Below are 25,175 nucleotides of genomic sequence, written 5' to 3'. Positions count from 1 at the left end.
CGAGCGCGCTGCCCATGCCGCCGTACCGCTCGCTGACCGCCGGGTTCTTTGCCTTGTCGAGCAACGCTCTGTGAACAGAATGCGCCTGCGCTTGAAAACAAGCGCTAGAAATTGCGTGCCACGCCGACCATGAACATGTCCTGATCCTTGTCGTTGCCGGTTGCGACGCGATTGAAGCGCAAGCTCGCCGCCCAATCGGGCGTGACCTGATACGTCACCTGTGCGCTGAGCAACGCGTTGAGCCTCGTTGTGCTCGAGGCCTCGTCCCGATCACGCGACAGGTACGGACCTACGCCTGCCGAAAGCGTCCATTTGCTCCTGATCGGCGCGACGTACCAGATTTGCGCTGCCACGCCTCTGCGGCCGGCGACGCCGTTGTTGCCCTCGTAGATGAAGCTCGCCGAATAGGCCCACGCATTGCCGAGCGGTCGCTTGACTTCGACCATGTAGCCCTTTTCGATCGGCACTTGCGGACGGTTCGTCTGCGACGTCCCGGCCCACACGCCGACCTGCGTCTTGCCGTCCGAAAACGCCGGTCCCGGATCGCCGCCAAAATCCGAGCCGATGCCGAAGAGCACCGCGTCGGAGTTGAATCCGCCGATCATCTGCACGTGGTTGTACTGCACCTTGAGGAAGAAGCGGTCGGGAACGACGTAATACCGCACCGCTGCAGACGCACGCACCCCCCATCGCTTGTCGTTGCGCGGCTGATTGTCGACGTGTGTCGTGTCCATGCTGAAATACGGCCCGGCCGACAATTCGAGCGCGAAGCGATTGCCGAGCGGCCAACGGAACGAACCCAGCGCGGCGAAGCCATCGCGGTGGTGATTCAGCGGATGGCCCTCGTTCAGATACGCGAGATAGACGGAGAAGTAGTCGTTCAGGACGTCGCCGAAGCCGACTTCGTACGCACGCCAATGCATGTCACCACCCTCGGTCGCGCGTCCGTCGCCATACACCGCATAGACGTCGATCTTTCTTTCCGCTGGCTTGAAGCCGGCCGGCGAGCTCGCAGGATTGTCCTCGGCGTGCGCGTGGCCCGCGCCAGCCAGAATGACCAGACCGACGATCGAGCTGGTGACGACGAAGCGCGCATGGTTGCGACGGCACTGTCCCATTTGGACTCTCCCTGACCTTGGTAACCGCGACCTGGTTTCACACAACGCCATTTGTCGCATCGCCCTTGATGCCGGGCGCTTGAGCATCGGTTCTCCTGCCTGCAGACGATCAAACGCAATCACCGCCTCGCGGTAGCCACCGTGCAGCGCAGATTTACCCGGTTGCTCGTGATGAAGCAATATCGCTCCGTCTTGCAACGAACAATAGGTGTTTGCCTCCTGCAATACCTGCCGTGTCGCAAAGGCAAGACCGCCCAACAGTACGCGCGTGGAAATCAGATCGATATTCGGTCCGATCCCGATGCGTTCGGCGCGCGTTTCCACGCTATCCATTGTGACGATCGGGATGCCCCGTCAACCGTCGCCGATCCGGAACACCATCGCTTAACGCCGGCCAAGCAACACGGCGACGTTGCGCTCGGCCAATGCGGCGATCGTGCGCGACGGATTCAGCCCGAGCGCACGCGGGATCGTCGCACCGTCCATCACGTAGAGCCCGTCGTAACCGAATACTTTTCCGTCCGCGTTTACCACGCCATCCGCGTGCGTGAGCCCCATGTTGCAACCACCGAGCGGATGCGGGGTGATCAGCCTGTGGAAGTCGCTCCACGTCGGAGGGACGAAGGGTTCGCCGCCCGTGGCGGCCGACAGGCGCCGGTGCGTGTCGACCATCGCATCGACCACCGCCTGCGATCGCGTGTACGACCAGTCGAGCCGCAACACGCGACGCCACGGCGCAAACCAGCAGCGACCGAGACGCATGCGCCCGTCTCCCGGATCGATCGCCTGGCCGAACCAGGGCATCATGTTCTCGACCGGGTCGTCGCAATCGAAATGGCGCGCGAAGGCTCGCCAGAACGTGCGCATCGCCCTGCCGTGCGAACGCTGCAGGTGGCGGCGCACGAAATCATGCGCAAGATTGGGCACGCCGCCATCCTCGACGAACAAGGGCTGACCTTCGTCGGCAGCCCCGTCGAGCAGGTCGATCGCGGCGGAAATGGTGACGCCGTGCGACGGCGAGATCTTCCGGCTGCCGTAGAAGGCCGGCGTCACGAAGTCGCCGTTGAAGGCCCAGCCCCAGCCGAGCCGCGGCGATAGATTCGGCAGCGTGCGATGCGCGTCGCGACAGCGCAGCAGCAGCTCGGTGCTGCCGATCGATCCGGCGCTGACGATCACCCTGGTCGCCGTGACGGATCCGGGCATGAAACTGCCCGCGGCCGGATCGATGACGTTGAAATGCACGCGCCATCCCTGGCCGAGCGGCTCGAGCTTGTGCACGACGTGCAGCGGCAGGATCGTTGCGCCATGGCGCTCGGCCACGGCCAGATAGTTGAGATCGAGCGTGTTCTTCGCCGACACCTGGCATCCGATGTCGCAATTGCCGCAGTGTACGCACGTGCCTTGCGATACCCCGTGCACGTTGACGTGCCTGACGGAATGCCGGTCGTCGCGCGCGTCGGGCAAGGACGGATCGTAAGTCGACGAAAACGACACGGCGAGCGGCAACTTGCGATACCGATCGCCCCAGCCGCAGGCGTCGGCCGCATCGCGCAACAAGCGGGTGCGTTCGCTGATCTGGTTGTCGGGCACCTCCTGGACCGACAGCATCCAGCCCACGCGCTGGTAATAAGGCTCGAGCGCCTCGTACGTGATCTCCGGCGGCCAGCCATGCTCGAAGGCGTCGGGTTTGGCCTCGACCGAGACGTTGGCGTAGATCAGCGACCCGCCGCCGACGCCCGCGGCAGTCACCACCGACATGTCGGAAAAAACACGCAGGTCGGCCCAGCCGTGGAAGCGTTGCGGGTTCTGCTGGTTCCAGAGCCACGGGTCGGTCTCGTCGCGCGGATACGTTTTCGGCGTCCAGCGCCGGCCACGCTCCAGCACCAGCACCCTCCATCCCGCTTCCGCGAGGCGGCAGGCCGCCACCGCGCCCCCGAAGCCACTGCCGACCACGACGACATCGTATTCAAGCGCGCTCATGACGACGATCTCCTGACGCAGGTGCGCCACGGTTCCGATACGAACGACCCGCAGCATCCGCGGATTTCCGGCGGCATCGCGATGCCGGACGGAGCGAAGCCGATGCGGGCAGCCAGGCCGCCTTCGTGTTGGATGACGCGAAACAGTTGCCCGGCAAATTGTTTGGCAACACCCGACATCGTCTTTCCTCGAGCTTGCCCGGCGCACGCGGCGAATTATCGGAAGCCGGATGGAATGTCCTTTGTTTTCAGTTGGTTAAGCGCCAATCTCGCAGGCGTGATGCGGGCTGGCACGCCCCATGCATTTGTAGCTGCGAGCGCAACGAAAACGTGCTCTCTTCCAAAACCGCAGCAAACTTAGGAGATTTATCATGTCCGCACTGATGATCAGCGACCTGTCCCGCGCCCACGAACTCAGCCGCAAGGAAATGGCTTCCGTCCGCGGTGGTAGCGTGTTCCAGAACTACGGAATCAACAACATCGCAACCGGCGGCGGCTTCTCGTTCGCGAGCCCCAATACCATCACGGCCCCGGTCACCCAGGTCGATGCATCGACCCACCTGGATCTCACCAGCGTGACCAACTCGATCAACAACCTCGGCGGCCTGGTCGTCGGAAAGCTGGGCCTCTAAGCCGCGCCGGATGTCCGCTCAGCGGCAACCGTGTCCGACAGCGTCGACCGAAACGCTCCAGCCCGCCGCGGGGTTGTCCCGCGGCGTTCAAAGCCCGCCAGGCCATGTTCCTGGCGGGCTTCCTGCATGACAAAAACGAAGCCGGCATGAACGGGCAGACGGGCCGACGCACCGTCGGCAGCACCGCCCGCGTCCATCAGCGGCCGTGCTGATCCCACCGCGCCTTCGACCTCCCTTCCCTGCACGCGGATCCGCTTCGCCTCGTCGAGGCGGATGGCGCCGCGGCGCCAGTCATGGTGCCGCGTGGTCGCATCGATGCCCCGTTGGCCGTCGGCGCGGCTGTCCCGATGCGTTGTGCCATTCCGGATGGTACGCGTTAAATTCAGTGATCCGAAGTACATCGTGACGATCGTTGCGTCAATGCCGGTTGCTGTCGACCGCCGGCGCAGCATCGCGTCGCTGGCTTTCCTGCGCGGGCGCTCACACGCTGCGGCTGCCCGTTGATGCCTTCGACGCGAATCGCCAGCGCCACGTCCCGTTCCTGTTGGCCGGGATAGAACAGCAGACGCGGAAACCGTCTGGAAGAACCCGACACCGCCGTGCTCCGATCTTGCCCGGCGAACCCGGTGAAATGGCGTCGAGCCAATTGAATTGCGTTTGTTTTCATGAGGTTGGATGTGTTTCCCGCGCGCACGAGCAGAGCCTGGCACGCGCCGTGCATTGGTAGCTGCGAGCGCAACGAAACGTGCTCTTTCCAAACCGCAGCACACTCAAGGAGATTGACCATGTCCGCACTGATGATCAACGATCTGTCCCACGCCCACGAACTCAGCCGCAAGGAAATGGCTTCCGTCAGCGGGGGTAGCGTGTTCCAGAACGCAGGTATCAACAACATCGTGACCGGCGGCGGATTCTCGTTCGCCAGCGCCAATACCATCACGGCGCCGGTGACGCAGGTCGATGCATCGACCCACCAGGATCTCACCAGCGTGACCAACTCGATCAACAACCTCGGCGGCCAGGTCATCGCGAAGCTGGGCTTGTAAGTTTCGCGATGCTTGCTTGCAGTCGCAGCAGTGTTTCGATCGAGTCGTACCGAAGTTCCTCAGCCCGCCGCGGGTTCGTCCCGCGGCGTTTCAAGCCCGCCAGGTCCCGCTGGCGGGCTTCTTTGCATGGTCGAAAGCGCAACCGGCCTTCATGCCGCATCCACTGCCGCGCAGCGGACTGCGTCGCGCCATCCGAGATCGAGCCCAGCACACGCGTAACTCCGTGCCAACACGGCTCTGCTGCGCTCGTAGCTGCCTGTCACCCAGTCGCAGTACAGCGCGGCCAGCACGCTTGCCCGACCGGGATGACGCGAAACGTCGACGGCCATTGCGCCCGCGCGCAGGCCGGAAGCGATGGCGAAACGCAAACCGTCTCCTGTCGCGGGGTCGAGATAACCCGCCGCATCGCCGCACACGATATAGCCCGGGCCCGCGGTCCGGCGCACGCACTGCCAGCGCCTGCCCTCGCGCCACACCGGTCCGACGGGGGTCGTGTCCGCCGGCCACGCGATCTCGCCATCGCGCAGCATCGATAGCGACGTCCAGATCCGGAACGTGGACGTCGCCCTCATCCACAGCCAGCCGCCGCGCGCGATGTTCCAGTATGTGCCGGGGTGCGTGCCTGGCCCGCGCGCGTAGCCGCGGCGAAGCCAGAACAGCGAAGAGTCGGTCGTCACATCGAGCCGCATCGCGCGACGCAGCCACCCGTTGACGCCGGTTGCATCGATCACGGTGCTTGCGCCGACATCGCCGTCGCCGTGCGTGATGCCCACGACCGCGCCGTGTTCGACACGCGCGAGAAGCCCGCCGGCGGGCGTACGTGAATAGCGAACGCCGGCAGCCAGCGCTTCGGCACGCAGGCCGTCGTCGAGACGGCTGCGGATGACCGCACGTCCCAGCTGCGCATCGGCCACATCATCGAGCCATGTATGCGGTTGCCGGGCGAGACTCGGCGCCAGTCGATCGAGCAGCGCGAGCGCGGCGCCGGACACGCATTCCGGCGCCGCCCGCGAACGCCCGTGGCCCAGCATCCACACGTTGCCGCCCGCTCTTGCTGCCGCGATCGCGGCAGCGCATCCGGCAGGCCCGTCGCCGACCACGAGCACGTCGATCGCATTCATCGCGGTTCCCTTCAGTAAAGCCCGAGCGCGTCCGGCCCCGGTGCGCTGCGCAGCACGGGGCCGATCACCCGGGCCTCGGTCGCATCGCAACGGATCGCCTCACCGTAGCGCACGCGCAGCCGTCCCGGCATGTGCTGCGCCGGCGTCGCATCGGCAGCAGGCAGAACGAAAAGAAAGCGATAGCGCGCGGCAACGCCCGGCGCGTCCGCAGCGTCGGCTTCGCGAAGTGCCCGCGCGGATACCAGCCACAGCTTCGTATGCGACGGCGTTTGCCCGTGGTCGCATGCGGCGACGGCATGGCGCAATGCACCGATGCGCCGGACCAGCTCGGCCGAATCGACATGCTCGAACGCGCCGTACAGCATCTCGCCGTGCAGCGCGTTGGCGACGTAGTCCGAGCGTTCGATGTCCGCGTAATCCACGCTGCCGTCGGGCGTCAGGTACGGGCCGTATTCGCCGTCCCATCCGCGCCGCGTGTTCGACTCGTCGCCGCGCGTGACCAGCGGATGACATGGATGCAGGCCGAGTTCATGGTCGAGCATCGGGATCGCGGTCGGCGCGTCACTCCGGTTGAAGGTTCTGGACGCATCAGGGCTCACGGCGGGCCAGAAGCTGTTGGAGGCCGCGCACAGCTTGATATCTTCGGCGAACGGGCTGCCCAGCCCGAAGGTGGCAAGGAAGATGCCGCGCCGGTTGCCCGCATAGGTGACGTCCCAGCCGGGCGCAAACACGCCCGAAGACGCGTCCGACAGAAACGAGGTCATGCGCGGCATCTGCACTTCCCGGTCCCGCCGCCGCGCCGAGCGTGCCGCCCGGCTGAACGCGACGGCGACCGTCTCGTCACGCGGCGAAAACGCCTGCGTATGGCTGAACGGATCGATGTGATGGGGATTGGCCGGCAGGCGCTCGGCGCTGAGCGATATCGGCGAGCCGCTCCTGAACTGCGACTTCGGATCGATCCGACGGTCCTTGAACCAGCGCTGCAATTCCGCCTGGTCGGCATACGGGTAGAAGTCCGGCGCGGCAACGACCGAATAGGCCGGGTGTACCGCGTGTCCCGCCAGTTCGGCGATACGGATCGTCACGACGCCTTCGCTGCAGTGATCCAGAAACAGCTGCGCGCGATAGCCGCCTTTGCCGACTTCCCCGAGGAATGCCCGTCGGTCGACGGGATGCGCGCGCATATCCGTGCAGGAGCCGTCCTCATGCGCCTTGTGCCGGATGTTGATGAACTCCGGTGCATTGCGCGGTTCGGGAAATCGAAGCCAGGCGGGCGCGAAATGCGGAAAATAGTGCTGCCGCAGGTCGTCGACGGCGGCCAGCACCAGCTTCCACAGATTCGTGATGATTCTCATCGTCGTGAAGCGCCGGTTGGCGAGCGGGGCCAGCCGCCATCGAGCCGGCACGCCGAAGCCGTGCACGCCGAAGTTGGCGGCGTTCACCGGCTCGATCAGCGGCCGCGCGGCCGGGATCAGGAGTACGGCCGCGCCCGAACGCTTCAGTGCGACTGCCGGGGTGCTCGCGCCGGCAGGCGGTGCCGTGCCGGCGTCCTCGGAGCAGATCGCATACGGTGCGCCGCCCAGATCGCCGGATGGCGACGGCCGCACGCCCCAGCGCGCCTCGACGGCCCGCTTCAGCTTCTCACCGCGATGGCAGTGGCCATATTGCATCGTCAACCGGCGTCCGGGCAGGCATTCATCGGGAAACAGCTTGCGTACCGGTTCGATGAAGGTGCGCCGATCGTCGCCCGCTTGCCTGCCCTCGATCAGCGCGAGCGTGCCGGGGCCGGTGACCCGGCGCACGAGAAACGCGCCATAGCGCGCCGGCATCGCGCGGACATGCTCGATCCCGTCCGGCACGTGCGGCACGAAGCTGCGGGTCTGCTCGTCGTAGCTTGCGTCGACGTCGCCGTTGCGCGCAATGCCGAGTCGCGAAAACACGAGGTCCGCATGCTGCTGATGTCCGGTACGGCGCGCGGGCCGGTACTGGTAAGCCAGCACCGCGATGTCCAGCGTCTGCCAGTCGGGCGGCAACGGCGCCAGCGAATCGATGTAGTTCTCCAGCAAGTCGATTGCCTCGAGGCGCACGCCGGCATCCGGCGCCGGGCACGTGGACAGTGCAAGCATGTGATAGACGAGACTGCGTGCCGGGTCGCCGGGCTCGATCGCCCGCGTGGTGTCCGGGCAGAGATCGTGAATGCGCGGATCGTCCCAGTCGATCGGCAGCGGCCGGCTCAGTCGCTTCGCCGTCTCCTCGGGCGTGCCCGAATCGGACAGGTCGAGACCGTGACGTTCGAACGCTGCTCGCCATGGCGCCGGCAACCCGAGCAGCAACGCGTGAACCTCATCGACGAGCATCGACGGCCTCCGGCGGTGGTGCGTTCGAAGCGGCCGGCTCGATGCGCTTCGCGTCCCGGAACCCCACGCATGTCGATCCGGTCGCTGCAGGCCGCCTCTTCAGCGCTTGTTTCAAACGAACCTCACATTCAGGTTCTCGATTGCCGAGATCAGTGACTAATATAGGTGATTGCAGCTGTAATGAAATGTCGGATTGTGTTCGAAACATTGAATGCCGGAGGCGCGTGGCGTGATTCGCCGGCGGCGCCGTGACTCGATCAACACATGTCGGCGGCCACCTCATGTTGACGCGCAGAACCTTCGTGCTGGGCAGTGCGGGCGTGGCGGGCACGCTGGTGATCGGCTGGGCGTGGTGGCGCCGCGACGACCGGCTGGCCATACCCGCGCAGCTGGCGATGTCGCGCGTCGATGTGCCGCTGAACGGCTGGGTGATGATCAGTTCCGCTAACGACGTGACGATCGTCATGAGCAAATCCGAAATGGGCCAGGGGATACATACCGGCGCGGCCATGTTGCTGGCCGAAGAGCTGGATGCGGACTGGTCGCGGGTGCGCATCGTCATGTCCCCGCTCGACACGATCTACAAGGACCGCGAATCACTGGCCGACGGCCTGCCGTTTCGTCCCGATGACGACAGCCTGCTCGCGCGCGGCGCGGCGGCCGTGGTGCGCCACGGCGCACGCTATCTGGGTTCGATGGTGACGGGCGGATCGACGAGCATGATCGATCTGTGGGGGCCCATGCGCGAAGCGGGCGCCACGGCCCGCATCATGTTGCGCAGCGCCGCGGCGCAGCTTTGGCAGGTGCCCGTCGCCGAATGCGAGACGAAAGCCGGCGTGGTGCTGCATCGGTCGGGACGCTCGGCGACGTACGGCGAACTTGTCGAGCGCGCGCGGGACGTGCCGCGCCCGGCACATGTCGCTCTGAAGGACCCGAAGACTTTCATGCTGGTCGGGAAACGGCTGGGCCGCATCGAGGCGCACGCGAAGCTCGACGGCAGCGCGCGCTATGGCATCGACGTGCTTCCGGACAAGCTCCTGTATGCGAGCGTCACGATGTGCCCGACGCTCGGCGGAACGGTGCTGGCCGTCGACCGGTCCAGGGTCGGCGGCCTGAAGGGCGTGACCGGTGTCTTCACGATCGCGCCATACCACGGCGGAACGGGAGGCGTTGCCGTCATTGCCGACAATCCCTTCATCGCCATGCGGACGTTGTGCGGGTTGCCGGTCACATGGGATCACGGGCCGGCTGCGGGCGTGAATACCGCGGACGTCCGCGCGGCATTGACGCGCGCCCTCGACGGCGACGACGGGCGCCACGTGTTCTACGCCGCCGGCGACGCCGATGCGGCGCTGGGCCACGCGAAGCCGTTCGTCGCGCAGTACGAAGTGCCGTACCTGGCTCACGGGCCGCTGGAACCGATGAATTGCACGGTGCGGGTCGACGACGACGCGGCAACGATCTGGTGCGGCACGCAGGTTCCGATGGTGGCACGCCGGGCAGTCGCGGCGCTGCTGGGCCTGGACGAAGACAAGGTGGTCGTGAACCAGCAATTGATCGGCGGGGCCTTCGGCAGGCGGCTCGAAGTCGACTTCATCACGCAGGCGGCCGCCATCGCGCTTCATGCGAAGGGGCGGCCCGTCCAGACGATCTGGTCGCGCCCGCAGGACATGACGCACGACTTCTACCGCCCGGCCTGCGTGGCGAGATACAGCGGCGCCGTCGATGCGAGCGGCAGGCTGGTTGCCTGGAAAGGCGTGTCGGCGAGCCAGTCGATCAGCGCGCAGGCGATGCCGCGCACCTTCGGCATGCCGGGCCTCGCCGCGAAATGGCTGCCCGACGCCACCACGGCGGAAGGCGCATTCGACCTGCCCTATGAATGCGCGAACATTCTCGTCCAGCACAATACGGTGACGCTCCCGGTTCCGGTTGGCTATTGGCGCTCCGTCGGACACTCGCATCAGGCATTCTTCGTCGAGAGCTTCATCGACGAGATGGCGGCGCTGGCTCGCAAGGACCCGATCCAGTTTCGGCTCGACATGCTGAAGCAGCCGGCGCACCAGCGCCACGTGGCCGTGTTGCGGGCGCTCGTCGCGCTATCCGGCTGGCGTTCGCCGCTGGCGTGGCGCGACGAGACCGGCGCGCGGCGCGCACGCGGCGTCGCGATGCACGAATCGTTCGGCAGCGTGGTCGCGCAAGTCGCCGAAGTCCGGCAGGACGGTGACGGCTTTCGCGTGACGCGCGTGTTCTGCGTGATCGACTGCGGGCTGGCCGTGAATCCGAACCTGATCGAGCAGCAGATGGAGAGCGGGATCATCTTCGGATTGTCGGCCGCGCTGGAGCAGGCGATCACGATCGAGAACGGGCAAGTCGCGCAGCAGTATTTCGACAGCTATCCGCTGGTCAACATGGAGACTTGCCCCGAGATCGTCACGCAAGTCCTGGCCGGCGGGACCGAGCCGCACGGCGTCGGCGAAGCGGGCACGCCGCCGATCGCGGCGGCCGTGGCGAATGCGCTGTATGCGCTCACGGGTGTGCGTCATCGCACCCTGCCGCTCATCAAGCCGAGCCCGCCCGGGCAAGGAGACGACCGATGGTGTCAGTCCGTATCAACGGGGAAACCGCTGACCTCGATACCGAGCCCGACACGCCGCTGCTCTGGGTGATTCGGTGCGAACGGAAGCTGACCGGCACGAAGTTCGGCTGCGGTGTCGGCGTCTGCGGTGCGTGCACGGTGCTCCTGAACGATCAGGCCGTGCCCGCCTGCCAGCTGCCGGTCGGTACGCTGAACGGCGCGCGCATCACCACCATCGAAGGGCTGGACGGCGTCGAAGCGCGGGCGCTGAAGAACGCGTGGATTGCCGTCGACGTCGTGCAATGCGGCTATTGCCAGAGCGCGCAGCTGATTGCCGCCACGGCGCTGCTGATGCGCTGCCCTCGCCCCGACGACCACCAGATCGACGAAGCGATGAAGAACATCGCATGCCGGTGCGGCACGTTTCCGCGCATCCGCCGCGCCATTCACCAGGCGGCGCAAGCGCTGGGCCGCTGACCGGCGCATCGGCCCGCTCAGTGGCCGTTGGCATGCGTCGTGATCTGGATGAAATCGGCGGCAATGCGCCCCTCGCCGTATTTGGCCTCGAACTGCTTCAATTGCCGCCCGATTGCCGCGAGATAGGCGGCGCGCGGCTCGGATGAAGGCCGTAATCCGTCGAACAGCGGCGCGGGCGTGACGAGGAGCACGATCATCTCGGTGCCGAACGGCGGGCCGATCACCCACTCGCCCATGCTGCCGATCGTCGCGGCGTAATTCGGCGGCGCCTGGTTGTCGCGTTCGCGGCTGCTTGGCACGAGATGCACGACGCTGCCGTTCAGCACGTAGTAATCGACGTTCACATACGATTCGTAACCGGGTGTCGTGATGTCGATGACCAGCGGGCTGCCTTCCGCGAGATGCGCGTCCGGCGCTCGCGTGCGGAGCGACGCGGCGTGTGACGATGCCTGATTCGATCGCCAGTACGGCGCCAGCGCGCTCACGACCTCGCAATCGCGGGCGTCGACGGGACGCACGTCGAGGTTGGCCGACTGCCCGCCCGCCAGACCGCCGAGTGCACTGCGCACGCGGCCGATGCCGACACCGGCTTCCGTATAACCGCGCACCTGCAGCACGCGATCCTGCACCGATGCAACCAGCGCCGAACACGGTACGCGCGCCAGCGCAGCCGTCACGGCCGCCAGCGAGATCGCCGGTGCGGGTGTCGGTGCCGGTGCTGCCGGCGGCGGCGCGCTGGCAGCAGCGGGCACGGCGTTCGCGGCGGCCGCCGGCGCGCTGCCGGCACCGGCGCTCGCCGTCGCGCCATTCCCGCCGCCCGCAGTCGCGTGCGCAACCGTATCCGTTGCGGAGCGCCCGTCACCGCTGCGCGAAAGCGCCTGGTAGCCGTACCAGAGCACGGCGACCGCCGCCGCCGTGCAAGCGCCCACGGCCACCCCCACGCGTACGCCCGATGCCCGGGCGGGCGGCTTGAGCACGCCCATGCCTTCCAGGAACTGGTTGACGCTGGGCGTGCGCGCCGCGCGGTCGAACGACAACGCGGCGCTCAAGGTTCGCCATTGCGTGCGATCGAGACCGGGATGACGCTCGGGCCGCAAGTGGTCGTGACGCGCCTGGGTGGCCGACAGCCGATTGAACGGATGGTGCCCGGTCAGCAATTCGTAGGTGACGCAGGCGAGCGCGTAAACGTCGTCGCGCGGATCCGGCTCGAGATGCTCGAACATCTCCGGGCTCGCATAGGCCGGCGTGATGCCGCCGAGGCTCGCCGGGTCGAACACGGTCACGTCGGGATCCTCGTCGCGCCGCTGGAATGCGCGCGCAATCCCGAAGTCGATCACCTTCACCTCACCGCGGTCGGTCAGGAACACGTTGGCGGGCTTGAAATCGCAGTGAACGAAGCCGCGCTCGTGCGCGTAGGCGAGCGCCTGGCCCATGCCGGCGATGATCGGCAACGCGGCATCGAGCGGCATGCCCTTGAAGTCCGGCGCGCGCAGCACCTTGCTGAGCGGCCGGCCCGACAGATACTCCATCGTCAGGTAGACGAGCGGACCGTCGCGATCGAAGTCGTAGACGGTGACGATGTTGCGATGGGCGAGCGTCTGCGCCTTGCGGGCCTCACGCTGAAGCGCGATCAGCGAGGTCGGCTGGCCGCGAAACTGCACATTGAGCACCTTGATCGCGATGTGCGGCTTGCGGTCCGACGCCTCCAGCTTGCGCAGGTCGAGCGCCTTGTACACGGTACCCATGCCGCCGACGCCCAGGCACTCCTCCAGCACGAAGCGCCCGTTCAGCGTATCGCCGATGCCTTTCACGCGCTCGCCGTCGACGGACAGTGCGTCGCCCGACGGCCCGGGCGCGATGCCCGGACGCGCGTCCGGCCGAAGCGGGCTTTCCTGGATCCGGGTCGCGTCGCCCGCGGATGCCGTTCTGTCGCGACACCGCTCGAGGCGTTTCAGCACTTCCGCATAGATATCGTCCGACAACGGCTGCGTGGTTTGCGTCTGGTCGAGCACTTCGCGCAACCGCGCGCAATCGACCTGATCGGTCGCCAGCACACGGTCGATCTCCGAGAAGAACGCTTCCTGCGACAGCGTCCCGCTCTGGAATGTCTGAATCAGCTGCGCAAAGCTCATCATTCGTATGCCGTCTACTCAGCTTCAGCTTGCCGACCCGCTTCGGCGTTCCGCGGCGCCGCCAGGGCAAGGACCGTCCACGACGTACCCGTGCAGCGCGACATGTCGTTGATGCATCGGACACCATCGAACCTGCGCACGCTGCCACGTCATCATCAGACGAATTCGGTTGCGCGCCGCACCGGCCGCAGGCCTTCTGACAGGACGTCTAACAAATCATACTAGTCTGCGGTCACGCCCTGTGCAATCGGTGCCGGAACTAGAATTCACGTCGATCGATCGCGAACCGGCTTCAGGTTTTCGCCGTCCACGCGCGCCCGCGCTGCCCGGTCGATTTTCCAGCGCGCGCGGTCGTGCGGCGAACCTATACTGGACAGATTACCGGTACGTCGGCACATCGCGCGATGCTGCATGGCTGCCCCTCTTCCATCCGATTTCGCGGAGTCAACCATGGGCGTGCTCGTCATCAACGATCTTCCCGAAAGCGTCGACCTCGACCGCCAGGCGATGGCCGCCATCAGCGGTGGCGCGCGGGTCCGTGCGCATCAGACGATGCTCGCGCCGCAGCCTTTCCCCTATCTGCACACCGACGCCCGCGGGGCTGCGTTGAAGCATGCACCGGCGGCCGAAACGGTGGCGTCCCCGGCGCGCCCGACCCTGTTGCGCTGACGGCACACCACCCGGCCGCGCACGCACGGTCAGGCCGCCTGCGACATCATCGCGGGCCGCCGATCGGCCGGCGGGAACACGCACCACGAGCCGTCGTCGTGACGAAAGAAGAAGATCGCGATCGTGCCGGCCGGATGCACGGCCTCGACGCAGACGAAGCGCCGCCGTTGCGCGGGCAGGCGGCTGAAGCGCACGATGCGCGCCGGCACGCGCGCGCTTGGCGCGAGCCACTTGTCGACCTGCATGCGCAGCGAGGATTCGGTTCCGTTCATTTGAGCCCCCTGATGACGATGTCGAACGCGCCGGGACGTCGCTCATGCGGCGGCGATGGCGGCCGCGGCGCCTCGTCCGCCCGCGCGCCGCGCCGCGAGCAGCGCGCGGCAGACGGACAGCGCGAACCGGACGGCCGTCCGCGGATGCATGACGCAGGTGCGAACCTGATCGCTGTGGCCCGTCCCTTCCACGCACCACGTGCAGAAGTGCTCGCAGTTGTTCGTGAGCAGGCGATAGCGGTTTTCGCCCAGACGCGAGCGCGCGCGCAGCACTGCGGTGCGTCCCGCATAGGCGGCGTACGGATGCGGCACGACGCGCACCGCGTGACCGGCGGCGAAGCGTTCGAGCGAGACTTCCTCGATCGGGCCGCGATGCAGCGACGTGCACAGCCCCGCGTAGTGGACGACGCGCCCGTCGCCGACGTAGATGCCGTGATGGCTGTAGGCGCCGCGATCGGAAACCAGGTGCGCGCCGAGCGGCAGTGCATCGACGCCGCCGGACAGCGAAGCTGCCTGCGCGCTTGCGTCCGCAATGCTGTTCACTGGTTGAAGGTCGCGTTCCATGACGGGCTCCGTCTGCAGGTTGGCGGCCGCCCGTGTTGCTCATGGGTCAGCCGGTTGCCAACTAACCTGCATCAAGCGTGCCACTCTTCGCGGCGCCCGCCGTGCAAGGCCTGGCGGGAAGCGCCCGGCGAACCGCGCACCGCGCTGTCGCCGCGCGGCCAACCGTCTGCCGGGGATTTTGTTGGTGCGGCAGCACCAGTCGGCGCGCCCGACCGCCGTCTGCATGTGCCGGAGCACGTGTCGGTTTCGCGACCACGTTCGTGGCCCCGACTGTTGGCTCGCGTACAACCATTGCGGGACGAGGCCGCGACGCACTAGGATGCAAGCAACGCGTGTCGATCGCGCCTTGCCTTGCCGCGTGTGACGCCCGGGCGGATCGACGTCCGCGCCCGGGCCACGCACGCGGGTCGTGTCACGCATGGCACGAGGTTTGCACGTATCGGGTACCCGGTTCGTCGGCAAGCCCCATTCGGAGACGCATCATGACCACGCTCGCAATTACCGACCTTCACATGCAGCGCGACATCGACCGCAAGACGATGTCGTTCATCCGCGGCGCAGGCGCGCCGTGGGTATTCGGCTGGATCCAGCCCTACACGCCGCCGGCGCCTGCGTTCGGGCCGGTCGTCAACCTCTATCAGACGTACAACACGTTCTACGCGAACCAGGTTCTCAACCAGATCCAGAACATCGACGTCGCGAACTCGGCGCCTGGCGCGAACATCGTGGTCGGGGTCGGCGCGGACGGCAGGAACCGGCTCGTCTAGCGCCGGTTTCAAGCCGGCCGGCAACGCGCGTTCACAAGCCCTGATCGGCATGAACCCGCCCTGAACGAAAAGGAATGGCGCGCCGTGAGCGCAGAACTGCAATGGACTTCGGCGTCACGCACCGACGTGGGCCGGGTTCGCGAGATCAACGAAGACGATTGCCTCGCGTTGCCGCACCGTGGCCTGTGGGCCGTTGCGGACGGCATGGGCGGACATTCGGCCGGCGACCTCGCGAGCCGGATGATCGTGCAGGCGCTGGATCGGCTGGCCGCCCCGGCCACGCTGGCGGACTTCATCGCGGCGGCGCGTACCGCGCTCGATGCCGTCAACGCGCAATTGCGCGAATCGGCCGCCCGGCGCGGCGTGCGCATGATCGGCAGCACGGTGGCGGTGCTGCTCGCGAGCGGCCGCCAATGCGGCTGGCTGTGGGCCGGCGACAGCCGGATCTACCTGTACCGCGACGCGCGCCTGACGCAGCTCACGCTCGATCACAGCCACGTCGCGGAACTGCAGGCGCAGGGCCACCTGAGCGCACAGCAGGCGCGCCATCACCCGTCGCAGCACGTGATCACGCGCGCGGTCGGCGCCGCCGAGCAGCTGCATCTCGACGAACGACGCATCGACGTATGCGACGGCGACATGTTTCTGCTGTGCAGCGACGGCCTGAGCAACGAGCTCGACGAAGCCGACATCTCGGCCGCCCTCGCCTGCGGCGATTGCGCGCGCGCAACGGACGAGCTCGTCGCCCTCGCGTTGCGCGCGGGCGGCCGGGACAACGTCACCGCGGTCGTGATCCGCGCGTCCGATCCCGATGCGTCGGACCGGACGCTCGCCAATCCTTCCGTGCAACGCTGAACGATCGCGCGACGCCTACGCGTCCTTGTCGGGCGTCACGGGGTCCTGATGACGGAACGCTTTCGAACGGATGCCGTGCTTCTTGAGCAGCATCTGCAGGTGCGACCGGTTCATCTCGCAACGGCGCGCCAGTTCGGCCACGGTGCCGCCGGTCTCCTGCAACCCGCGTTCGAGAAACGCACGCTCCGCCTCGTCGCTTGCCGCACGCTTCGCGTCGCTGAGCGACATCGGCCTGCCTGACGCGCCGTCATCGGTCGCGCGAACGGCGGCCGCCCCGGTTTTCGGCCGGATGTCCTCGGGCAAGTGCTCGATATCCGCGACCTCGCCGGCGAGGCACGACAGACGGTAGACGAGGTTGCGCAGTTCGCGGATGTTGCCCGGATACGCGTACGTCAGCAGGAAGTCGCGCAGCTTCGGCGTCGTCTTGAGTGGCCTGCGCTTCAGTGCCCCTGCCGCCTCGTCGCCGAAGTAGGCGAGCAAGAGCGGAATTTCGTCGCGACGCTCGCGCAGCGCGGGCAAGGTCAGATGAATGACGCTCAGGCGATAGAACAGGTCCTCGCGAAAGAGCCCCTGCTCGCTCAATTGCCGCAAGTTCTTGTTGGTGGCCGCGACGATGCGCGTGTCGACGCTGATCGGCTCGTCCGAGCCGACCCGCTGGATCTCGTGCGATTCCAGCACGCGCAGCAGCTTGACCTGGCCCGACAGCGGCAATTCGCCGATTTCGTCGAGGAAGATCGTGCCGGTGTGCGCGCTCTCGAACTTGCCCTTGCGATCGTTCGACGCGCCGGTGAACGCGCCGCGCCGGTGCCCGAACAGCTCGGATTCGAGCAGGTTGTCGGGAATCGCGCCGCAGTTCACCGAGATGTAGGGCCGGTCGGCGCGCGCCCCGTTCGCGTGGATGACTTTCGCCATCAGCTCCTTGCCGGTCCCGCTCTCGCCGTCGATCAGCACCGGCAGATCGGTCGGCGCGGCCTTCTCGGCGATTTCGAGCGCGGCGAGCAGCTTCGGGTTGTCGCCGAAAATGCCCTCGAAGATGAAGCTGCGCTCGATCAGCGCCTGCCGCCGTCGTTGCACCGCGGGCGCGGGCGCCTCCGGCGCGTCGGCCGAATCGGCTGCGTCGGGCGCCTGCGGCGCGGCCACCGCGGCCTCGACGAAGCGCTCCTTGCGCGACATCTGCATGACTTCGTCGCGCAGCACGTTCGCCTGATTGAGCAGCTTCTCGATGTCGACACGCTCGAGCTTGGGCGCCCAGCGCAGCATCGAGCGCAGGATCTCGATCTTCTCGAGCAGGCCGGCATACGAGACCGCGGAGTTGCCGAATCCGTGCGGGTCGAAGAGTTTCATGATGCGCCCAGCTGTTTCTGCACGAGCTGGTAATACATGCCCTGAAGGGCGACCAGCTCGTCGTGCGAGCCCTGTTCGACGATCGCGCCTTCGTACAGCACGAGGATCTTGTCGGCCCGCATGATGGTGCTGAGCCGGTGCGCGATGATCACCGCCGTGCGCCCTTGCAGGATTTCGTGCATGTTCGCGAGGATGTTGCTCTCCGACTGCGTGTCGAGCGACGACGTCGCCTCGTCGAACACGAGCAGGCGCGGGTCGTGATACAGCGCGCGCGCGATGCAGAGCCGCTGGATCTGGCCGCCCGACAGGCCCACGCCGCGCTCGCCCACCACCTGCTCGTAGCCGAGCGGCAATTTGCTGATGAAGGCATGCGCGTCGGCCATCCGGGCGACCTCCTCCATGCGGCGCCAGTCGGGGCTCGTGTCGCCGCAGGCGATGTTCTCGGCAATCGAGCCGGAAAACACCAGGTTGGACTGCATCACATAGCCGATCTGCTGGCGGTAGTACGCCTTGTCGATCGCGCTCATGTCGTATCCGTCGACCACGATCTTGCCGTCCGTGGGCGCATAGAATCCCACCAGCAGCTTCGCCAGCGTGGTCTTCCCCGAACCGCTGCGCCCGACGATGGCCACCATCTCGCCGCGCTTGATCGTGCAGTTGATGTTCTCGAGCACGTAAGGCGTTTCGTTGCCGCCGTAGCGGAAATACACGCCCTCGAAGCCGATGTCGCCCTGCAGGTCGGGCAGCAGCACGCGCGAGGCCAGTCCGGACGGCTGCTGCTCGGGTTCGATGTCGAGGACGTCGCCGAGCCGTTCCATCGCCACCGCCGCGTCGTTCATCAGGCTCCACATGCCGACGAGCCCCATCAGCGGCGCCAGCACGCTGCCCATGAACGCATTGAAGGCGATCAGTTGCCCGATGCTGAGTTCATGGGCGAGCACGAGGTTCGCACCGACCCACAGGATCACGATGGTGGTCGCCGCATTCAGCAGCTGGCTGCCCAGCGCCACCAGGATGTTGAATGCCTGCGCGCGGTACTGGACGTCGAGCGCCTTCGCATACTTGCGCTCCCACTTCAGCCGCACCGAGCGCTCGATGCCCATGCCCTTCACGGTCTCGACGCCGCCGAGCGTCTCCATCAGCAGCGACTTCGCATCGGTGGACGCGGCGAACACCTCGCGCGCATAGCCTTTCAGCTTCGGCGTCGCGAGCGCGGTGAGCGCCATGATCGGGATCACGAACGCGATCAGCACCAGCGTCATCTTCACGTTGTAGAGGAACATGATCGTGAAGTAGATGAAGATCATCAGCAGATTGAGCGCGGTGGTCACGGTGGACTCCGTCAGGAACGCCCGGATCGTCTGGTTCTCCTGGAAGCGCGCGAACACGTCCCCGCTCTTGCGGCGCGCGAAGAACGAATACGGCAGCGACATCGTGTGTTTGTAGAACTGCGACATCATCGCGAAGTCGAGACTGCGCACCATGAAGTTGGAGAGATGCGCGCGGATCGTGGTCATCAATTGCGTGAACACGTGCGAAACGACGAGCCCGGCGATCAGCAGGTGCAGCAGGCTGACGTTCTGGTGCACGACGACCCCGTCGAGGATGTTCTGGATGATGAGCGGCGGTATGACGCCCAGCATCTGGATCACGAACGTCGCGAGGAACAGGTGCGCGAGGATCTTCCGGTAAGGGCGCAGATAGCCGATGAAGCGCACCCAGGGCGAGCGTGACTCGACCGGCGCCGCGGCCGGCCCGCTCGCGGTAAACAGCAGGCAGGTGCCGCTCCAGCCGCGCTCGAACGCCTCGACGCTCAGCTTCCTGAAGCCGAGCGCCGGATCGGCGATCCGCACCCACGACTTCGACACGCCGTACACGACGACGTAGTGGTAGCCCTCCCAGTGCACGATGAACGGCAGGTCGAACCCGAGCAGCGCCTCGTACGTGCACTGCACGCCGCGCGTCGCGAAGCCGACCGCCTCGCCGGTGCGCGCGAGACTGTCGAGCGTCGCGCCCTGGGTCGTCACGTTCGCCAGATCGCGCAGCTTGCCGAGCGTCATCGCGACGCCGTAGTGACGGCAGATCATCGCGAGACACGCGGCCCCGCAATCCATTTCCTCCGCCTGCTCGACCAGCACGAAACGCTTGATCATGCGCTCGCCGAACGCGGCGTCGGCGCCGATGTCGATCTGCAGCGGATGGCGGCGCCGTTCGGCGAGCTTCTTCTGCCGCTGCAGTTCCTGGTCGACGTAGCGGATGCGCTCCTCGAGCACCTCGCGCAATTTCGGGTTGCGCTCGAGCATGAAGTGCACGGTCTTTTCCGGAATGACGAGCAGGCGCGTATCGGTGACGGCGGTGACGGTCGCCGCCTGCTCCTGCCGCAGCAGGCACGCGCGCTCGCCGAAGATCTCGCCTGCGCCGAGCGTCGCGAGCGGATAGTCGTTGCCGTCCTCGCGGCACGAGACGCTGACCTCGCCCTGGCGCACGACGTACAGCCGCAGGTCGCCGCCCGGGCCCTGCCGGACGATCTCCTTGCCGGCCGGCACGCGCTTCACGCCGACGCTCGAGACGTATTCCTCGAGCTCGGCGCGCGTCAGCTTGCCGCGCAGGTCGAACAGCCGCGTCACGAAACCGCCGGCCGAGCTGATCGCGACATAGCTCGTCACGAACGCCTGCGCGGCCGGGTTGTCGCGCACGATCGGCTCGATCGCGCTGCGCGGGATGCACAGCACCTCGGTCTTCGTCGACGCGCGCACCGACACCTCGTGCCAGTACTCGCGCAGCATCGCCATTTCACCGAACACCTCGCGTTCCTTGCGCACGCCGACGCTGGTTTCCTTGCCGCGCTCGTCGGCGATCAGGCGCACGGACCCGCTGCGCAGCACATACAGGCCCTCGGCGAGGTCGCCGCGATTGCAGACGGTGTCGCCGAACCCATAGGTGCGCACCTGCGCATGGGCGGCCATGCGATCGAGTTCGTCGTGCGAGAAGAGCGACAGCGGCTCCACCGACGCGAGAAACGCCGCGAGCGACGGGGTGCTGGCCGGGGCGGGGGCTTGTGCGTCCATCGATGCGGTTCTCCGTGATCAGCGTGCCTCGATGATGTGTTCCTGCGCGCGCTCGGCGAGCCACTCCTCGCGCAGCAGGCGGCGCACCTCCGACGCGACGTCGGCGTCGAGCGCGGCCGGGTGTTTCGCGGTCACCGAGAAGATCTCGAAGAACGCGCCGTCCGGCGCCGCGAACGGCCCGAGCAGATCGCCCACGTGCGCGTTGAACACCTTGGCCTCGATATCCGTCTTCAGCGAGCCGCGCAGCACCTTGCCGATCACGCCGCCGCGCTCGCTCGTGTCGGCGATCGAATGCTCGCGCGCCATGTCGCCGAAGCAGCTCGGGTCGTCCTCGAGGATCGCCATCATCTCGCGCGCCTTGCCTTCCGAATCGAGCACGATGTGGCTGACCTCGATGCTGTCGAACTTCGGCGAATTGAGCTTGAAGTACGCGTCGACGGCCGCATCGCTGCACACCGTGTCGAGCGTCTTTTCCTGGTACAGCGTATCGGTGATGAATCGCTCGAACTCGTCGAGACTGACGCCGAACACGTCCAGGTAGCGGTTCATGTCCGCGGCGCGGTGCAGCCCGCGCACGCGGCGAAACTGGTCGGCACGCTCCTGGATTTCTTCCGGCGTGACCTGCATGCCCATCTTCCTTGCCGCGATCACCGTCAGCCGGTCGCGAACCTGCTGTTCGACGAGGCCCTCGAACTGCCCGCTGAGCTTCAGCACGCGGATGAAGTCGTCGGTGCCGATCACCTCGTCGTCGATACGCACTATTGCCGTCATCTCGTTCCCCTTGATCCCTGTCAGCGGCGGTTCGCCCTGATGCGCCGCCGGTGCCTCGCCTCACCGCTTGCCTGCGTTCCACTACGCCGTGGGGGCGCCCGTCAGCCCGCGATCTGCCTGAACGGGTCCAGCGCGAACCCGATCAGGCGGCGCTCGCGCACCACGATTTCCGCCGTGGCCGTCATGCCGTAGCGCAGCGGGTAGGTCGTGCCGGCAATCGTGTACGCGTTGCGCACGAGCGCCACCCGGCCCTCGTAGACGGGTTCCTTCGTCTGCGCCTGCGGCTTCGTCGCCGGCGAAATGTATTCGAGCGTGCCGTCGATCACGCCATAGCGTTGATACGGAAACGCATTGAACTTGAGCTTCACGGGCAGGCCCTCGTGAAGGAACGCGCGGTCCTGCTCCGCGATCGCGACCTTCACCACCGGCCGCGCATCCGACGGCGCGATGCTGCCGAGCGGCGTGTTGGCGAGGATCTTGTCGCCGGGCTGCGTCGTGGTCACATCGGTGATCACGCCGGAGACGGGCGCCAGCACGAGCAGGAAATTGTCCTTGTCGATGTTCTCGAAGCGGATCCGCGCGGCGGCATCCGCGGCGAGGCGCGCCGTCTGCACCTGCAGACGCAGCTTCTCTTCGGTGTTCGCGATGTCGCGCACGGTCGCGTCGTACTGGATGCGCAGCCCGGCGAGCGTCTCGCCGCTGCCTTCGAGTTGCGCCTTCGCCTGCGCGAACTCGTGGCTCTGCTGCGCCTCGAGCTGCGTGAGCCGCGCCTGCGCGACGCGGTAGCTGTCCTGGGCCTGCAGGTAGGCGCTGCGCTTCTGTTCCACCTGGCTCTGCGACACGCCGCCGCCGCCCGGCAGCGCGAACAGGCGCGCGTACTTGTCCTGTTCGTCCTTCGCGAGATCGAGTGCGTGGCGGGCGTTGTCGATATTGCTGCGCGCTTCGTCGATCTGCGCGTGCTGCGATTGCGCGAGCTTGCTGGTGCCTTCGGCAATGCGGTTCTGGTGCAGGTGCTCCTCGACCTCGATCTGTTGCTTCAATGCGTCGGCCTTGCGCTCCATCAGCTGCTTCTTGTCCGGAAACTGCTTCCATTCGCGCTCCGCGTCGTCGAGCTTGAGGCGCGCATCGAGCGCGTTGGTCGCCGCCTCGATCGCGCCGCGCGCGTTGATCCGGCCGATCACGTCGTTCTTTTCGACCGGCTGGCCTTCGGCGATGTAGATGTCCACCAGCTCGCCGTCGACGGGCGCGTAGATGCGGCGCACCTCGGACTCCGGCGCGAGCGCGCCCTGCGCAGTCACGATGACGTCGGCGCGGCCGACGAACGACCACAGCAGCGCGCACACGACGAGCCCGACCATCGCGATGATGGTCGCCTGCGTGAGCCGCCACGGCCGCGCCGTCAGGATCGCGATCCCTTCGACGCTGTGATCCTCCAGCGCCTCGCCCAGCGAGCGTGGCGGCTCCGGCGGCGGCGCCTGGCGCGCGCGCTTGAGCAGACTATCGAGCTTCACTGCGCCCTCCCGACGAAGCGAGCCGCTCCAGCGTCGCAACATGGGCGGCGAATTGCGGCGTCGCGAAGCGGAACTGCCTGAGGCGATCCAGTACGGCCGGCCCGTGGCCGGCCCGCGCGTCGCTCTCGAACTGCAGGTACTGCTGCAGGTCGGCCCGCACGGCGTCGAGGCCGCCGAGGCGCGGATAGCGCTGCTCGTCGTCGGCGAGCAGCGCCGGGAGACCGTCGAGGCGGTCGTCGTCGAGCGCCGACGCGATCGCGCGCTGCAGCCGCTCGAGCGCGGCCACGTAGACGGAGTTGTCGCTTTGCAGCCGGCGCAGCTGACTGAGCGCGTCGGCATACAGCACGCCGAACGCGGGAACGTATGACGAAATCCGGTCGAGCAGCCGCTGATGCGCACCCGGGTCGTCGTTCCAGCGGCCGGTCAGCGCCTTGATCGGCGCTTCGTCGCGATAGATGCGGATCGGCGCTTCCGCCCCGCCGCGCCCGGCGACGAACGCCTGCAGCTCGCCGATCCACGCGACTTCGTCGACGAGCGGGCGCGCGTCGGCGTTGTGGCGCGCCAGCGTGCGCATGTCCTGCACGACGGCACGGGCGCGGTCGAAGGCGCGCGCGTTCATCGCGGCGATCCAGTCCGGCACTTTCGACCGGACGAGCGCCTCGGTGCCCAGCGCGACGAACGCCGGGTCGTCGGGATGGCTGGCCAGATGGCGGTCGGCGAGTTGCGCCGCCTGCGTGGCGTCGCCGCGCGCCAGCAGCGCGCGCATCTCGCGCAGCGGCGCGTCCTGGAAATACAGCGTCGCGACCAGCAGGCCGAGCGCCGCGAGCAGTGCGCCGCTCCACCCGCCGAGCCGGCGCAGGTTGACGTGCCCGCTGCCGCCGAACGCCTCGCTCAGCTCCGACAGGAAGACTTCGATCCTGCCGCGCCGGCGGCGCGCGTCATGCGCGGTTTCGGCGGCGCCATGCGCGGCGTGCGGGTTGACCTCGTCGTCCGACTGAACGGCCGGCACCGTGCAGAAGATGTCGAGGAACGAATGCGCGGTATCGACGAAGGTGGTCCGGTCGGGGTCCGCGGCGGCCACATGCGCGGCGGCGCCGGGCGACGATGCGGCCGTCACGGTGGAGTCCGGCCCCGGCTCGCGCTGCACCCCGACGCGATAGACGAAATGATCGCCGCCGAACGCGAGCAGCGCGCCGTCGCCGAGCGGCACCGCATGCTCGTCGAGGCGCCGGCCGTCGACGAACGTGCCGTTCGTGCTGCCGAGGTCTTCCACGAAGACGTCGCCGTCCTGCACGTAGATGTGCGCATGACGCCGCGACAGGTAGTTGACCTGATGCGGATACGCGTTCCGGTAGCAGGCGAACGTGTCGTCGGTCTTGCTCACGAGGAACGGGAAGGCGGTAATGATGACCGGTTGCAGGCCGAGATCGCCGCGCTCCGGCGCCAGCGTGACGACGGCCGGCCGCGCCGGCCGATGCGTCGCGCGCGGCACGAACGCGGCGCGGTACGCGAGCGCGCCGGCGAAGCGCAGTTCGTCGCCGTCGCGCAGCAGGTGCGGCTTGTCGCCGACCTCGACACCGTTGACGGCCGTACCGTTCTTGCTGCCGAGATCGGCGACGTAGGCCGCGCTGCCTTCGAAGAAAATGCGCGCATGGCGACGCGACAGGTCGGCCACCAGTTCGGGCCTGGCGGACGCGAACGGCGTGTTGGTCCGCCCGACGGCGAACAGCGCGTGGTCGATCCGGATCTCGCTCAGCTCCGGATGCGAAACCGGCTTGAGCACGATGTCGAACTGCCGGTCGAGCGCGGCGCGTTGCTCGGCAATCGAAGCGGCGTCTGGAACCATGATTCGGCCAACGATCGACATGCGCCCGCCAATGGAGACGCGGCGCAGGCAACGCGACGCGCTTTCGAACC

At 67.1% G+C, this 25,175-nt stretch carries 20 protein-coding genes; 7 read left to right on the top strand and 13 right to left on the bottom strand.

Annotated features, from left to right (window positions below; translation table 11 throughout):
- Positions 1-104 precede the first annotated feature (104 nt).
- Both DIE16_RS05055 and DIE16_RS05045 read right to left on the bottom strand, forming a co-directional pair.
- On the bottom strand, positions 105-1,118 hold the full coding sequence (locus DIE16_RS05055) for a hypothetical protein (RefSeq protein ID WP_124891956.1): 1,014 nt from the start codon (positions 1,116-1,118) through the stop codon (positions 105-107).
- Positions 1,119-1,502: 384 nt separating this feature from the next.
- Positions 1,503-3,098, bottom strand: a complete 1,596-nt coding sequence (locus DIE16_RS05045) for a GMC oxidoreductase (protein ID WP_124666268.1) — start codon at positions 3,096-3,098, stop codon at positions 1,503-1,505.
- Positions 3,099-3,468: 370 nt separating this feature from the next.
- On the opposite strand from DIE16_RS05045, the gene DIE16_RS05040 reads away from it, so the two are divergent.
- Complete coding sequence (locus DIE16_RS05040) at positions 3,469-3,729, top strand: hypothetical protein (protein WP_044848681.1); 261 nt, start codon at positions 3,469-3,471, stop codon at positions 3,727-3,729.
- Here DIE16_RS05040 and DIE16_RS05035 read toward each other — a convergent pair.
- On the bottom strand, positions 3,726-4,130 hold the full coding sequence (locus DIE16_RS05035) for a hypothetical protein (protein ID WP_124891937.1): 405 nt from the start codon (positions 4,128-4,130) through the stop codon (positions 3,726-3,728). The two genes, DIE16_RS05040 and DIE16_RS05035, sit on opposite strands and share 4 nt — an antisense overlap.
- Positions 4,131-4,514: 384 nt before the next feature.
- Here DIE16_RS05035 and DIE16_RS05030 point away from each other — a divergent pair, with 384 nt between their 5' ends.
- A complete protein-coding gene (locus DIE16_RS05030; protein WP_044848682.1) occupies positions 4,515-4,775 on the top strand; it encodes a hypothetical protein in 261 nt (86 codons plus the stop codon).
- 149 nt (positions 4,776-4,924) lie between these two features.
- Here the strand turns inward: DIE16_RS05030 and DIE16_RS05025 are convergent, their stop codons facing one another.
- Together DIE16_RS05025 and DIE16_RS05020 are read right to left on the bottom strand one after the other, a co-directional pair.
- On the bottom strand, positions 4,925-5,896 hold the full coding sequence (locus DIE16_RS05025; protein WP_124891936.1) for an NAD(P)/FAD-dependent oxidoreductase: 972 nt from the start codon (positions 5,894-5,896) through the stop codon (positions 4,925-4,927).
- Between the two features lie 11 nt (positions 5,897-5,907).
- Positions 5,908-8,253 (bottom strand): hypothetical protein, encoded by a 2,346-nt coding sequence (locus DIE16_RS05020; RefSeq protein ID WP_124891935.1) that lies wholly within the window; start codon positions 8,251-8,253, stop codon positions 5,908-5,910.
- Between the two features lie 281 nt (positions 8,254-8,534).
- On the opposite strand from DIE16_RS05020, the gene DIE16_RS05015 reads away from it, so the two are divergent.
- The gene (locus tag DIE16_RS05015) at positions 8,535-10,919 is read left to right on the top strand and encodes a molybdopterin cofactor-binding domain-containing protein (protein WP_124891934.1); all 2,385 of its coding nucleotides are present in this window, start codon (positions 8,535-8,537) and stop codon (positions 10,917-10,919) included.
- Entirely contained in the window at positions 10,847-11,305 is a 459-nt protein-coding gene (locus DIE16_RS05010; protein WP_044848690.1) for a (2Fe-2S)-binding protein, read from the top strand. Before DIE16_RS05015 ends, DIE16_RS05010 begins: the two co-directional genes overlap by 73 nt.
- 17 nt (positions 11,306-11,322) lie before the next feature.
- Here the strand turns inward: DIE16_RS05010 and DIE16_RS05005 are convergent, their stop codons facing one another.
- Positions 11,323-13,440 (bottom strand): serine/threonine protein kinase, encoded by a 2,118-nt coding sequence (locus DIE16_RS05005; RefSeq protein WP_124891933.1) that lies wholly within the window; start codon positions 13,438-13,440, stop codon positions 11,323-11,325.
- A 447-nt stretch (positions 13,441-13,887) separates the two neighbouring features.
- On the opposite strand from DIE16_RS05005, the gene DIE16_RS05000 reads away from it, so the two are divergent.
- Positions 13,888-14,106: a hypothetical protein gene (locus DIE16_RS05000; RefSeq protein WP_124485927.1), complete on the top strand. Its 219-nt coding sequence runs from the start codon at positions 13,888-13,890 to the stop codon at positions 14,104-14,106.
- A gap of 29 nt (positions 14,107-14,135) precedes the next feature.
- On the opposite strand, the gene DIE16_RS04995 is transcribed toward DIE16_RS05000, so the two are convergent.
- On the bottom strand, positions 14,136-14,378 hold the full coding sequence (locus tag DIE16_RS04995) for a hypothetical protein (RefSeq protein WP_044846567.1): 243 nt from the start codon (positions 14,376-14,378) through the stop codon (positions 14,136-14,138).
- Between the two features lie 42 nt (positions 14,379-14,420).
- Positions 14,421-14,942 carry a lecithin retinol acyltransferase family protein gene (locus DIE16_RS04990; protein ID WP_124891932.1) on the bottom strand — a complete coding sequence of 174 codons (522 nt, stop codon included), beginning with the start codon at positions 14,940-14,942 and terminating at the stop codon, positions 14,421-14,423.
- Positions 14,943-15,424: 482 nt separating this feature from the next.
- Between DIE16_RS04990 and DIE16_RS04985 the strand changes: the two genes are divergently transcribed.
- Together DIE16_RS04985 and DIE16_RS04980 are read left to right on the top strand one after the other, a co-directional pair.
- Complete coding sequence (locus DIE16_RS04985; RefSeq protein WP_044846565.1) at positions 15,425-15,709, top strand: hypothetical protein; 285 nt, start codon at positions 15,425-15,427, stop codon at positions 15,707-15,709.
- Positions 15,710-15,793: 84 nt separating this feature from the next.
- On the top strand, positions 15,794-16,564 hold the full coding sequence (locus DIE16_RS04980; protein ID WP_124528501.1) for a PP2C family serine/threonine-protein phosphatase: 771 nt from the start codon (positions 15,794-15,796) through the stop codon (positions 16,562-16,564).
- A 15-nt stretch (positions 16,565-16,579) separates the two neighbouring features.
- Here the strand turns inward: DIE16_RS04980 and DIE16_RS04975 are convergent, their stop codons facing one another.
- From DIE16_RS04975 to DIE16_RS04955, 5 genes are all read right to left on the bottom strand, one after another.
- On the bottom strand, positions 16,580-17,908 hold the full coding sequence (locus DIE16_RS04975; RefSeq protein ID WP_124645725.1) for a sigma-54-dependent Fis family transcriptional regulator: 1,329 nt from the start codon (positions 17,906-17,908) through the stop codon (positions 16,580-16,582).
- Positions 17,905-20,976 (bottom strand): peptidase domain-containing ABC transporter, encoded by a 3,072-nt coding sequence (locus tag DIE16_RS04970; protein ID WP_124528505.1) that lies wholly within the window; start codon positions 20,974-20,976, stop codon positions 17,905-17,907. The genes DIE16_RS04975 and DIE16_RS04970 overlap by 4 nt, the downstream gene beginning before the upstream one ends.
- 18 nt (positions 20,977-20,994) lie before the next feature.
- A complete protein-coding gene (locus DIE16_RS04965; RefSeq protein WP_044846561.1) occupies positions 20,995-21,747 on the bottom strand; it encodes a peptidylprolyl isomerase in 753 nt (250 codons plus the stop codon).
- Between the two features lie 101 nt (positions 21,748-21,848).
- Complete coding sequence (locus DIE16_RS04960; protein ID WP_124485922.1) at positions 21,849-23,258, bottom strand: HlyD family efflux transporter periplasmic adaptor subunit; 1,410 nt, start codon at positions 23,256-23,258, stop codon at positions 21,849-21,851.
- The gene (locus DIE16_RS04955; RefSeq protein ID WP_124891931.1) at positions 23,245-25,104 is read right to left on the bottom strand and encodes an FHA domain-containing protein; all 1,860 of its coding nucleotides are present in this window, start codon (positions 25,102-25,104) and stop codon (positions 23,245-23,247) included. The genes DIE16_RS04960 and DIE16_RS04955 overlap by 14 nt, the downstream gene beginning before the upstream one ends.
- Positions 25,105-25,175: the final 71 nt, after the last annotated feature.

Source organism: Burkholderia sp. Bp9090 (assembly GCF_003857985.1).
GTDB lineage: Bacteria > Pseudomonadota > Gammaproteobacteria > Burkholderiales > Burkholderiaceae > Burkholderia.
This window is presented reverse-complemented; position numbering and strand designations above follow the sequence as displayed.

What these genes read in the sequence shown, in the direction of transcription:
- DIE16_RS05055 (WP_124891956.1), bottom strand. Translation starts at nt 1,118, where the DNA reads ATGGGACAGTGCCGTCGCAACCATGCGCGCTTCGTCGTCACCAGCTCG.
- DIE16_RS05045 (WP_124666268.1), bottom strand. Translation starts at nt 3,098, where the DNA reads ATGAGCGCGCTTGAATACGATGTCGTCGTGGTCGGCAGTGGCTTCGGG.
- DIE16_RS05040 (WP_044848681.1), top strand. Translation starts at nt 3,469, where the DNA reads ATGTCCGCACTGATGATCAGCGACCTGTCCCGCGCCCACGAACTCAGC.
- DIE16_RS05035 (WP_124891937.1), bottom strand. Translation starts at nt 4,130, where the DNA reads ATGTACTTCGGATCACTGAATTTAACGCGTACCATCCGGAATGGCACA.
- DIE16_RS05030 (WP_044848682.1), top strand. Translation starts at nt 4,515, where the DNA reads ATGTCCGCACTGATGATCAACGATCTGTCCCACGCCCACGAACTCAGC.
- DIE16_RS05025 (WP_124891936.1), bottom strand. Translation starts at nt 5,896, where the DNA reads ATGAATGCGATCGACGTGCTCGTGGTCGGCGACGGGCCTGCCGGATGC.
- DIE16_RS05020 (WP_124891935.1), bottom strand. Translation starts at nt 8,253, where the DNA reads ATGCTCGTCGATGAGGTTCACGCGTTGCTGCTCGGGTTGCCGGCGCCA.
- DIE16_RS05015 (WP_124891934.1), top strand. Translation starts at nt 8,535, where the DNA reads ATGTTGACGCGCAGAACCTTCGTGCTGGGCAGTGCGGGCGTGGCGGGC.
- DIE16_RS05010 (WP_044848690.1), top strand. Translation starts at nt 10,847, where the DNA reads ATGGTGTCAGTCCGTATCAACGGGGAAACCGCTGACCTCGATACCGAG.
- DIE16_RS05005 (WP_124891933.1), bottom strand. Translation starts at nt 13,440, where the DNA reads ATGATGAGCTTTGCGCAGCTGATTCAGACATTCCAGAGCGGGACGCTG.
- DIE16_RS05000 (WP_124485927.1), top strand. Translation starts at nt 13,888, where the DNA reads ATGGGCGTGCTCGTCATCAACGATCTTCCCGAAAGCGTCGACCTCGAC.
- DIE16_RS04995 (WP_044846567.1), bottom strand. Translation starts at nt 14,378, where the DNA reads ATGAACGGAACCGAATCCTCGCTGCGCATGCAGGTCGACAAGTGGCTC.
- DIE16_RS04990 (WP_124891932.1), bottom strand. Translation starts at nt 14,942, where the DNA reads ATGGAACGCGACCTTCAACCAGTGAACAGCATTGCGGACGCAAGCGCG.
- DIE16_RS04985 (WP_044846565.1), top strand. Translation starts at nt 15,425, where the DNA reads ATGACCACGCTCGCAATTACCGACCTTCACATGCAGCGCGACATCGAC.
- DIE16_RS04975 (WP_124645725.1), bottom strand. Translation starts at nt 17,908, where the DNA reads ATGAAACTCTTCGACCCGCACGGATTCGGCAACTCCGCGGTCTCGTAT.
- DIE16_RS04970 (WP_124528505.1), bottom strand. Translation starts at nt 20,976, where the DNA reads ATGGACGCACAAGCCCCCGCCCCGGCCAGCACCCCGTCGCTCGCGGCG.
- DIE16_RS04965 (WP_044846561.1), bottom strand. Translation starts at nt 21,747, where the DNA reads ATGACGGCAATAGTGCGTATCGACGACGAGGTGATCGGCACCGACGAC.
- DIE16_RS04955 (WP_124891931.1), bottom strand. Translation starts at nt 25,104, where the DNA reads ATGGTTCCAGACGCCGCTTCGATTGCCGAGCAACGCGCCGCGCTCGAC.